This is a genomic window from Colwellia sp. 6M3 (genome assembly GCF_014077595.1).
Classification (GTDB): domain Bacteria; phylum Pseudomonadota; class Gammaproteobacteria; order Enterobacterales; family Alteromonadaceae; genus Cognaticolwellia.
Window position 1 is genome coordinate 105,014 of sequence record NZ_JACGWF010000001.1, and the last position, 11,629, is coordinate 116,642.

The following is an 11,629-nucleotide window of genomic DNA, read 5'->3' on the forward strand; positions in this document are numbered from 1 at the left end:
AATGGAGACTAAGTAATTATGTCTGAGCTCCCAAATCAAGATATTGATTCAATGGAAACCCAAGAATGGTTGGAATCAATGGAGTCTGTGTTAGAAAATGAAGGCCCTGAACGTGCTCATTTTCTACTTGAAAAGTTAATAGATAGAGCCCGTCGCAGCGGTACACATTTACCGTTTGACGCCAAAACTGCTTATGTAAATACTATTCCACCAGGGTTAGAGCCGCATATGCCGGCTGACCAAACGATTGAAGCTCGTATTCGTGCTGCTATTCGTTGGAATGCATTAGTATTGGTTTTACGTGCATCTAAAAAAGATTTAGAGCTTGGTGGACATATTGGCAGCTTTGCTTCTTCTGCCATGTTATACGATGTAGGTTTTAACCACTTCTTTAGAGCCGCGTCTGATAAAGACGGTGGTGACTTTATTTTTGCTCAAGGTCATATTTCTCCAGGTATTTATTCTCGCGCTTTCTTAGAAGGGCGTTTAACTGAAGATCAAATGAATAACTTCCGCCAAGAATGTGATGGTAAAGGTTTGTCTTCATACCCTCATCCGCATTTAATGCCCGACTTTTGGCAGTTCCCTACTGTTTCAATGGGCTTAGGTCCATTACAAGCTATATATACGGCACGTTTCCTTAAGTATTTAACTGACCGTGGTATTAAAGATTGTTCTGGTCAACGCGTTTATTGTTTCTTGGGTGACGGCGAAACTGATGAGCCAGAATCATTAGGTGCTATTGGTTTAGCAACTCGTGAAGGCCTAGATAACTTAACTTTTGTTATCAACTGTAACTTACAACGTTTAGATGGCCCTGTTCGTGGTAACGGTAAAATTATTCAAGAACTTGAAGGTACATTCCGTGGCGCAGGCTGGGAAGTAGTAAAAGTTATTTGGGGTTCATACTGGGATGCACTAATTGCACGTGATACCTCAGGTAAATTATTGCAACTGATGAGTGAAACTGTTGATGGTGAATACCAGAACTGTAAAGCTAAAGGTGGCAAGTACACTCGCGAAAACTTCTTCAATAAGTACCCTGAAACTGCGGCACTAGTGGCTAATATGTCAGATGAAGATATTTACCGTTTAAATCGTGGTGGTCATGACCCAGTTAAAGTTTACGCAGCATACAAGCGTGCAATGGAAACTAAAGGTCGCCCAACAGTTATCTTAGCGAAAACAGTTAAAGGTTTTGGTTTAGGTGCATCAGGTGAAGCATTAAACATCGCTCATAACGTGAAGAAAATGGATGTTGATTCACTTAAGCATTACCGTGACCGTTTTAATATTCCGGTAAGTGATAATGATATTGCTGACCTACCTTTCTTCAAATTCCCTGAAGACAGTGAAGAATTTAAATATATGAAAGCGCGTCGTGAAGCATTAGGTGGTTCATTACCTGCGCGTCGTGTACAAGCGGAAGAATCGCTTGATATTCCAGCATTAAAAATATTTGAGCCTATTTTGAAAGGTTCAGGCGAGCGTGAAGTTTCATCAACAATGACTTTTGTTCGTGTACTTAACAGCTTATTAAAAGACAAGAAAATCGGTAAGCGTATTGTGCCAATTATTCCTGACGAAGCACGTACTTTTGGTATGGAAGGTTTATTCCGCCAAGTAGGTATTTATGCTAGTGAGGGTCAAAAATATATTCCACAAGATGCTGACCAAGTTGCTTATTACCGTGAAGACAAAAAAGGCCAAGTGTTACAAGAAGGTATTAACGAGCTAGGCGCTATGGCGTCTTGGGTTGCTTCTGGTACGTCTTACTCAACCTGTAATGCAACAACAATTCCATTCTACATTTACTATTCAATGTTTGGTTTCCAACGTGTTGGTGACTTAGCATGGGCAGCTGGCGATAGCCAAGCGCGTGGTTTCTTATTAGGTGCAACAGCCGGTAGAACAACGCTTAATGGTGAAGGTTTACAACATCAAGATGGTCATTCACATGTGCAAGCTGGTTTAATCCCTAACTGTGTTACTTATGATCCAACTTACGGTTATGAAATTGCCGTTATCGTGCGTGAAGGTTTACGTCGCATGTACGAAGAAAATGAAAATGTTTTCTTCTACTTAACGCTAATGAATGAAAACTATCAACATCCGGCTATGCCAGAAAACAAAACGGTTGAAGACGAAATCATTAAAGGTATTTACCAACTTGAACGCGTTGAAGCTAAAAAGGCAAAAGCGAATGTTCAACTAATGGGCTCAGGCACAATTTTACAAAAAGTGCGTGAAGCAGCACAAATTTTGTCAGCTGATTACGGTATATCAAGTGATGTATATTCTGTTACTTCATTCAATGAATTAGCACGTGAAGGCCAAGAAGTAACGCGTTGGAACATGCTACACCCTGAAAGCAAGCAAAAAACAGCTTATCTTTCAAAGATCATTACCGCAGATAGTGGTCCAGCGATTGCTGCTACAGATTATGTTAAAAACTATTCTGACCAAGTACGCGCATACATCAACACCGAATACCGCGTTTTAGGTACAGACGGTTTCGGTCGCAGTGATAGTCGCGATAATTTACGTCAACATTTTGAAGTGGATCAAAACTACATTGTTGTAGCTGCTCTTTTTGAATTGGCAAATCGTGGTGATATTAAACGCACTGTAGTAAGTGAAGCGATTAAACGCTTTAACATTAATGCTGACAAACTTAATCCGCTTTACGCGTAATTAAGACTAGATAAGGAATTAAGAAATGTCTGATATTGAAAAAATTCTAGTCCCAGATGTCGGTGGCGATGAAGTAGAAGTTATCGAAATATGCTTTGCGGTTGGCGATAGTTTAGAAGCCGACGAAGGTATTATTACTGTTGAAACAGATAAAGCATCAATGGATATCCCAGCACCGTTTGCGGGTGAACTTGTTGCGCTTTCTGTTAAAGTTGGCGACAAAATTAAAGAAGGCGATGTTATCGCTGAAATGAAAGGCGCTGCTTCAGGCAGTGCCGATGAAGCACCAACAAAAGAACCTGCTGAAGCTGAAACAAAAGCTGAGCCAGAAGTAGAAGCTGAAGCGCCTGCTGAAGAAAAATCACCTGCAGCTGCAACAAGTAGTGAAGTTATCGAGATTGCCGTACCTGATATTGGTGAAGATGGCGAAGTTGACGTAATTGAAGTGCTAGTTGCTGTTGGTGATGTAATCGAAGCTGAAGATGGCTTGATTACACTAGAAACAGATAAAGCCACTATGGACGTGCCTTCACCGCACGCCGGAACGGTAAAAGAAGTTTTCATTAATACTGGTGATAAAGTTAAGCAAGGTTCAATTGTTATTAAACTTGAAACTTCATCAAGTGCTCCGGCTGAAGCTGATTCAACGTCAGAAGCTCCGGCGGAAACGCAAGCACCTGCTGAAAAATCGGCACCTGCAACAAGCAGTGAAGTTATTGATATTGCCGTGCCAGATATTGGTGAAGACGGTGAAGTTGATGTTATTGACGTACTCGTTGCTGTTGGTGATGTTATTGAAGCTGAAGACGGTTTAATTACTTTAGAAACTGATAAAGCGACAATGGATGTACCGTCATCACATGCCGGCACAGTAAAAGAAGTGTTGATCAGCACGGGTGATAAAGTTAAACAAGGCTCTATTGTTATCAAGCTTGAAACTTCATCGGATGCACCTGCTGAAGAAGCGCCTGCAGCACCTGCTCCTGCGGCTAAAACAGCAACGGTTGCAACTCCAGCACCTTCAGCTAAAAAAGCTGCGCCTGTACCGCATCACCCGCAAATGGGTTTAACGAATGCGAGTGCTATTTACACTTCACCTTCAATTCGCCGTATAGCGCGTGAATTTGGTGTTGATTTAACTTTAGTAAAAGGTTCTGGACGTAAAGGCCGTATATTAAAAGAAGATGTACAATCATATGTTAAATATGAATTGTCTCGTCCGAAAGCTAATGCGGGTAGCTCAGTAGCGTCTGGCGAAGGTGGTTTACAAGTTGTTAGTGCTAAGCAAATCGATTTTTCTAAGTTTGGTGAAATTGAAACGAAAGCGTTAACGCGTATTCAGAAAATATCTGGACCATTCTTACATCGTAATTGGGTAACTATTCCGCATGTTACACAATTTGATGAAGCTGATATCACTAATGTTGAAGCGTTCCGCAAAGAGCAAAATGTTATTTGTGAAAAGCAAAAGCTTGGATTTAAAATCACCCCATTAGTGTTTATTTTAAAAGCAGCAGCAGATGCGTTACGTGCCTTTCCTGTATTTAACTCTAGTTTGAGTGCAGACGGTGAAAGCTTAATCCTTAAAAAGTATATTCACATTGGTGTTGCGGTTGATACGCCTAACGGTTTAGTTGTACCAGTAGTGCGTGATGTAGATCAAAAGGGCATTCATCAGTTATCGCGTGAATTACTTGAAATCAGCATGAAAGCGCGTGATGGCAAGTTAAAAGCGACAGATATGCAAGGTGGTTGTTTTACTATTTCTAGCCTAGGTGGTATTGGCGGTACGGCATTTACGCCGATTGTTAATGCTCCAGAAGTGGCCATTTTAGGCGTTTCAAAATCAGAAATGAAACCTAAATGGAATGGTAAAGACTTTGAGCCTAAGTTAATGTTGCCATTATCGATGTCTTACGACCATCGTGTAATTGACGGCGCGTTAGCGGCACGCTTTACTGTACATCTGGCAAGTGTGATGAGTGACATTAGAAAACTCATTTTATAATTTGCCTAATGTCGTTTGAAGCTAATCAGTAAGATGACATAAAGTTGGTAAAGTGAAAGATATTGATTAATTTCACTTATACCAACTTTATGCTGATAATTACTGATTTAATGATGGCGATCCTAGTGCGGTTTAAGTAAAATCGCCGACAAGTAAGAAATAATGAAAATGCTGATAAATTAATTGTTCACGCTCTTAATTAGGTTCGGCAAATATAGGCTGGCAAAACCAGCAATACATACATCAATTTTTGAGGTTAGCATGAGTAACGATATTAAAACTCAAGTAGTAGTTTTAGGTGCGGGTCCTGGTGGCTATTCAGCAGCATTTCGCGCAGCAGATTTAGGTTTAGACGTAATTTTAGTTGAAAGCCGTGAGACGCTTGGTGGCGTTTGTTTGAATGTGGGTTGTATCCCTTCAAAAGCACTTTTACACGTAGCTAAAGTTATTGACGATGCGGCAGCAATGGCGTCACATGGTGTTACTTTTGGTACTCCTAAAATTGATTTAGACAAAATTCGCGATTGGAAAGAAAGCGTTGTTGGTCAATTAACGGGTGGTTTAGGCGGAATGGCCAAAGCACGTAAAGTTAAAACAGTATTTGGTTACGGTAAATTCACTTCAGATAAAACCATTGAAGTTGAAGGTGCAGACGGCAAAACAACTATTACTTTTGATAATGCGATTATTGCTGCTGGTTCATCAGTGGTTGATTTACCTTTTATTCCAACTGAAGATCCTCGTGTTATCGACTCAACGGGTGCATTAGAGCTTCAAGATATACCAAAAGAAATGTTAGTACTTGGTGGCGGTATTATCGGCCTAGAAATGGGTACGGTTTATAAAGCACTAGGTTCAAATGTTTCTGTTGTGGAATTTGCTGATCAACTAGTTCCAGCGGCTGATAAAGACATTGTTAAGGTTTACACTAACTTCAACAAGAATAAATTCAACATCATGTTGTCAACTAAAGTGGTTGCTGTTGAAGCAAAAGACGATGGTTTGTATGTCACTTTTGAAGGTAAAAACGCTCCGGCTGAGAAAGTGCGCTACGACAAAATTTTAGTTGCTGTTGGCCGCAAGCCAAACGGACACTTAGTTGCTGCAGACAAAGCGGGTGTTAATGTTGATGAACGTGGTTTTATTAACGTAACAAATGAACTTCGTACTAACGTTAATCACATTTTCGCCATTGGCGATGTTGTTGGTCAACCTATGCTTGCTCATAAAGCTGTACATGAAGCGCATTGTGCTGCTGAAGTGATCTCTGGTAAGAAACATACTTTTGAACCACGTTGTATTCCTTCAATTGCTTATACTGATCCAGAAATGGCTTGGGTAGGTGTTACTGAACGTGAAGCGAAAGAGCAAGGTTTGAACATTGAAGTTGCTAACTTTCCTTGGGCTGCTTCTGGTCGTGCTATTGCTTCTGCACGTACTGAAGGTAAAACTAAGATGATCTTCGAAAAAGAAACCGGTCGTGTATTAGGTGGCGCAATTGTTGGTATTAACGCTGGCGAAATGCTTGGTGAAGTATGTTTAGCGATTGAAATGGGCGCTGATGCTGAAGATGTTGGTTTAACAATTCATGCTCACCCAACGTTGAATGAATCTATTGGCTTAGCGGCTGAAATTTTTGAAGGTTCAATCACTGATCTACCTAACGCTAAAGCCGTTAAAAAGAAAAAATAATTTGATAATAAAGCGTTATCTTAACGTTTTAATTTAATCAATTGAAAGCCAGCTAATTAGCTGGCTTTTTTGTGTCTTTAATTTGAGATGTAACTATATTTAAGTCAATCGTAAAATTAAATCTGATTTATTTTTTCTAAACGTCATAGTTATTATAAATCTTACTAAATAATATAAATTTAAGTATTAAATAGGGGGTAGTAATAAAAATTTTATTAGTATAAAACAGTTAAATATTTTCATATAAGTTAATAGCTTAATGAGTTTTCAAGTAAAGACTAAGGTACATAATGATATTGAAATGTTGTTTTATGAGTTATTTGAGCTACTTTTGTAAGCAGCTATTTAAGGATAAATAACAAACCACATTAAGGATGATGTATGAATAATATTTATGTAACACTTATTAAAAAACCTCTATTAATGATATTCCTATCTGTCTTTGCACACAATGCTATAGCAGTAGAACAAATAGAGCCTATTGTTGAATGGGAAAAAAAACAGAACGCAGAACAGCGGCTTGAAGTATTTGGCGATGACTTCTTAGGTGATGCTATAGACCCGCACACAGGTACCCTTGTTTTTGATCAAACCGACATTAACATACCGGGTAATTCGCACTTACCCGTTATCTTATCAAGAAAACGAACAACAGGGTTCACTTATAAAGATGGCGTAGACGCTGAATTTGGTGACTGGACTTTATCAGCTCCACGTATAAAAACTACATCATTAGATGCTAGACCATGGGTAGGACAAAGGTGTTCTAAACCAACCAATCAAATTTTAAGTACTTTCAATTATGGCACACAAGGTAATTTAACGAGTGTAACAACAACGGGCTATTCAAACGGCATTCAATTAGAGGTGCCAGGACAAGCTAGTCAGCAAATAATAGAAAATAACGGTGTGGCAATTTGGCCGAGCACAGCCAAAAAAGTAACTGTTAAAAATTGGTATTTTACTTGTTCTACTGCAACTGATGGTGGAGAAGGCCTAATAGGTCATGCGCCTAATGGCGATATTTATCAATTTAACTATGCCTATGTTTTAGACTCACCCAAAATGGGGTTTGTTGGTGCTAGGCCTCTTGAAAGAAATATTTATATCCTAGCGGCTAGCCAAGTTAGCGATGTTAATGGTAATTGGGTCAAATATCAATATGACTCACTTAACCGTTTAAAAGCAATTTATGCTAACGATGGTCGTCGTATTGATCTTAATTATTCGGGTAGCTCTAAACTAATTAGCTCAGCAACAGCGGCTAGCGAAACGTGGTATTACAATTATCGGATAAATAATTTTCCAAGAACCGACTGGATGCCATATGCAGGCCAACCATTGCGTGGCCAAGTGCTATCTCAAGTTACACAACCTGACGGCCATTATTGGTCATTTAATCTAGACTTAATGACAGGTACTTCTGCACCTAGTGGTATTCGTTGTCATAAATGGTCACGTACGGTTTCATTAACACATCCTTATGGTGCAACAGGTACCTTTGTATTAAAAGATACTGAACATAGACAAATTTACGCTCGACAAGCTCGAAGAACGGGAAGATGTGCGGATGCTGAACCAGGTCTACCTGCACGTGGTAACCCAGATATACCTTTAGTTGATGACGTAACAACATCTTCCATGGCAGTAATCAGAAAAAGCGTTACAGGGCCATCAATAACGCCAGCTACTTGGGTTTATCAATATGAAGGCGATAAAGGGCCTACGGGGTCATCGTCATCAGATAGAACTAACTGGACGAAAGTATCAGCACCAGAAGGTCATTATACTTATTATCATGCTTGGGTTAGTGAACCATTAGGTGGCAGGCTTGTTAAAAAAGAAACTCGATTATCAAGTACCGGTATAGTTAAAAAAACTGAGCAGTACACATACTTAAAAGAAGTAAGTGTTGGCGTATCACCTATTATAAAAGCACCAGGGCCAGGCGACGCTAAAAACCCTATTCACACTACAAAAATTGTTACGAAACAAGATGGTGATACGTACACCCAAGAATTTGGTTTTAATACTAGTCATAGTTCATCGTTATACTCTTACGCTAACCCTGTTATGAAATCTGTAAAATCAAATGTTTCGACGGTCGCACGAGTAACCCAGACAGAATATAGTCATAATAAAAGTAAATGGATATTAGGACTACCTAAAAAACAGACAGTTAATAATAGGGTTACACAAGAAAACACTTATAACTCTTTAGGGAAAAAGATTAGCGAGCAGCGTAATGGCGCACTTTTTGCCACTTATAGTTATCATGCAGATGGCACTTTTTCTACAGCTAAAGATGCCAATAATCGCACATTAAAAGCCTCTACGTATAAGCGTGGAACACCACAAAAAGTAACTCGTGCTGATGGGAGAAGTGTTTATCAAAATGTTGATGACTTTGGTCGCATAAGCTCTATAACTGATGCGTTAGGTAATACGGTTAATTATATTAGAGACAGTATGGGTAGGCTCATTACTGCAAATCTGCCAGGTAGTTGGTCAAATGTAAATCATAATTATAATTTTAATAGCAACCCAAATCATACCATCACCAAAGGTAACGCCAGAACAACTATAACCTATGATGCTATGTTTCGACCTTTATTGGTTGCCACTAAAGACATCTTAACAAATAAGTCTACGTATATTAATTATAAATATGACAGTGCGGGAAGAGAGGTTTTTTCATCATTTCCTTCTGTTAGCTCAACATCTACAGTAGGCGTTACTTCAGCATATGATGGATTAAATCGATTAACTAAAAAACGTGAAACTGTTTTTCCGTATGCAACTACGTTAACCAGTTATCATAGTGGCCATCGTCGTACAGAAACGGATCCAGACGGCAATAAAACAGATTACTACTATTATGGTTACGATGGCGCTAATTACAAAGACGTTAAGTCACAACATTCGCCATTAGGAATACATACAGATATTAATAAGAATGTATGGGGTGAAGTAACATCAATTAAGCAATGGGGAAACCAAGGAAGTCTTGACTCTGGTGGCTCATCAGGAGGAGATATTGGTGAAGGCTCTAAAGGTGGCTCAGCTCTTATCCCTGTAGCACCAACTAACCCTGGTGATATAAAAATTAAGCCTCCAGGAATATATTTACCTGGAGATCCAATTAGTGCGAGCACAAATGCGTATGTTAATAACGAAGGTACAAGTACCAATGTCGCTGAAAACGATGTTGATGTTAGTGTTACTCGACGTTATTATTATAATCAGAACCGCCGTTTATGCCGAATTAGTGAACCAGATGTTGGTGATACGCTATATCAATATGACGCTTCTGGTTGGTTAACTGCTTATCAAAAAGGTGCAAACAGTGGAAATACTTGTTTATCACCAAGTGGTAATGCAAAAGTAACACTTTTAAGAGATGCTGTTGGGCGTATAACAAAGCGCGACTTTTCATACCACTTAACACCAGATATAAATAAAACCTATGATGCTAATGGTAACGTATTAGCTGTAAGCCGAAATGGCATTAACTGGTTTTACACCTATAACTCACTTAGCCTACCTACGTCTGAGCAACTTAATGTTGATGGACGTCAATATGCTTTAGCCTATGGTTACAATCCTGCAGGGCAAATGTCATCAATGACTTACCCAAGTGGCAAAACGATTAGTTATAATCCCAATGGTTTAGGTCGACCTCGTCAAGCAAACTATGGTGGAACTTATTATGCGAGTAATATTCAATATCATGCAAGTGGTCAAGTAAGCCGCTTAAACTATGGTAATGGGCACATTTATCAGCAACTATTAAATGAGCGATTATTACCATCACGTTTACTAACAAGTAAAGGCAGTATTAAAGCGATAGACATTAGTTATAGTTATGACAAACGAAAACTCACTACATCAATAATCGATGGTGCCATAAGTAATAATAACCGTGTAATGAGCTACGATGCATTAGAACGAATTACTTCTGCTTCAGGGCCTTGGGGTAATGGTCTGTTTAGTTATGACAGCATTGGCAATATCCTCACTAAAGATTTAGGCTCTCGAAGTATTGAACTTAGTTACGATAACGATAATAGACTTAACCGCTCGGTTGATACCGGTGGTTTAGGTGGTAATACAGGCACAAGAGACTTTGATTATGATAGCCGCGGCAACACTATTGCTGCAGGTAATTTAAACTTTACCTTTGATTATGCTGACCAGCCTGTTTCTATGCATGGCGGAGGTATATCAGGTACTTATAAATACGACGGTAACTTGAAACGTGTTAAGGCGACTATTGCAGGTAAAACTATATACAATGTTTATAATTTTGCTGGTAAGTTAATTCATATAGATAACATAAATACGAATAAACGCACTGATTATGTCAGCGCAGGCATTATGATGGTTGCTAGGGTAGAGAATAGCACCCCAACTTACGTTCATCATGATAGTACTGGTAGCCCAGTTGCAGGTACTAATGCTGCTGGGGAAATCTTGTGGCGAGAACGTTATACGCCTTATGGTATAACGCTTGATAATGATGAGGCTAATAACGATCAAGCAGGTTACACGGGGCATATCAAAGACAGCGATACTGGTTTAGTTTATATGCAGGCACGATACTATGATCCAGTTATCGGGCGTTTTTATTCTAATGATCCTGTGGATGCTGTTTCTCATTTAAGCAATGAAGAAGGCATTAAGGGATTTAATAGATACTCATATGCTGTTAACAATCCGTATAAGTATACAGATCCAGATGGTAGATGTATTACAGGTATTTTTACTATTCCATGTGCAGTAGCTGCCATCACAATAGTAGGCGGAGTTATTGCAGCTGATAATATAAATGAAGGGTCAGAAACAATTATTAAAACGGGTGATGCGTTACAGAATAGAACTGAGAAAGTAAATTCATACTTGGACGGAGTACAAGATTTCGTAGATTCAAAAGGTGGTGATACAACAGAATCTGATTTAAATGATCTTGGAGGAGAAGTTGGTGAAGCAACTAATGAGGCTGGTGACATGATTAGGAATGAATTGCCAGGTGCTATCCAACAAGTTGCTGGCTCAATTCCTGGAAATACCAACTCTGGAACTGTGCCTACGACTACTACAGATGCGGTAATAACTGGGGCTACTAATATTGCTACAAGTGATATTCTTAAGAAAGATTAAACCAATGGGTAATATAAAAATGAAGAAATCTCGATTAATAATTACTACTTTTTCTATTGCCGTAGTAGTAATTGC

Annotated in this window: 4 protein-coding genes; all 4 read left to right on the forward strand. The window is 39.1% G+C overall.

Features of this window, described 5'->3' with window-relative positions:
* Positions 1-18 precede the first annotated feature (18 nt).
* The 4 genes from aceE to H4J50_RS19510 all read left to right on the forward strand — a co-directional run bounded on the left by aceE (position 19) and on the right by H4J50_RS19510 (position 11,554).
* A complete protein-coding gene (gene aceE, locus H4J50_RS00485) occupies positions 19-2,694 on the forward strand; it encodes a pyruvate dehydrogenase (acetyl-transferring), homodimeric type (protein ID WP_108457244.1) in 2,676 nt (891 codons plus the stop codon).
* Between the two features lie 25 nt (positions 2,695-2,719).
* Positions 2,720-4,702, forward strand: a complete 1,983-nt coding sequence (gene aceF, locus H4J50_RS00490) for a pyruvate dehydrogenase complex dihydrolipoyllysine-residue acetyltransferase (RefSeq protein WP_182253781.1) — start codon at positions 2,720-2,722, stop codon at positions 4,700-4,702.
* Between the two features lie 261 nt (positions 4,703-4,963).
* On the forward strand, positions 4,964-6,394 hold the full coding sequence (gene lpdA, locus H4J50_RS00495) for a dihydrolipoyl dehydrogenase (protein ID WP_108457242.1): 1,431 nt from the start codon (positions 4,964-4,966) through the stop codon (positions 6,392-6,394).
* 381 nt (positions 6,395-6,775) lie between these two features.
* Positions 6,776-11,554: an RHS repeat domain-containing protein gene (locus H4J50_RS19510; RefSeq protein WP_182253783.1), complete on the forward strand. Its 4,779-nt coding sequence runs from the start codon at positions 6,776-6,778 to the stop codon at positions 11,552-11,554.
* Positions 11,555-11,629 lie beyond the last annotated feature (75 nt).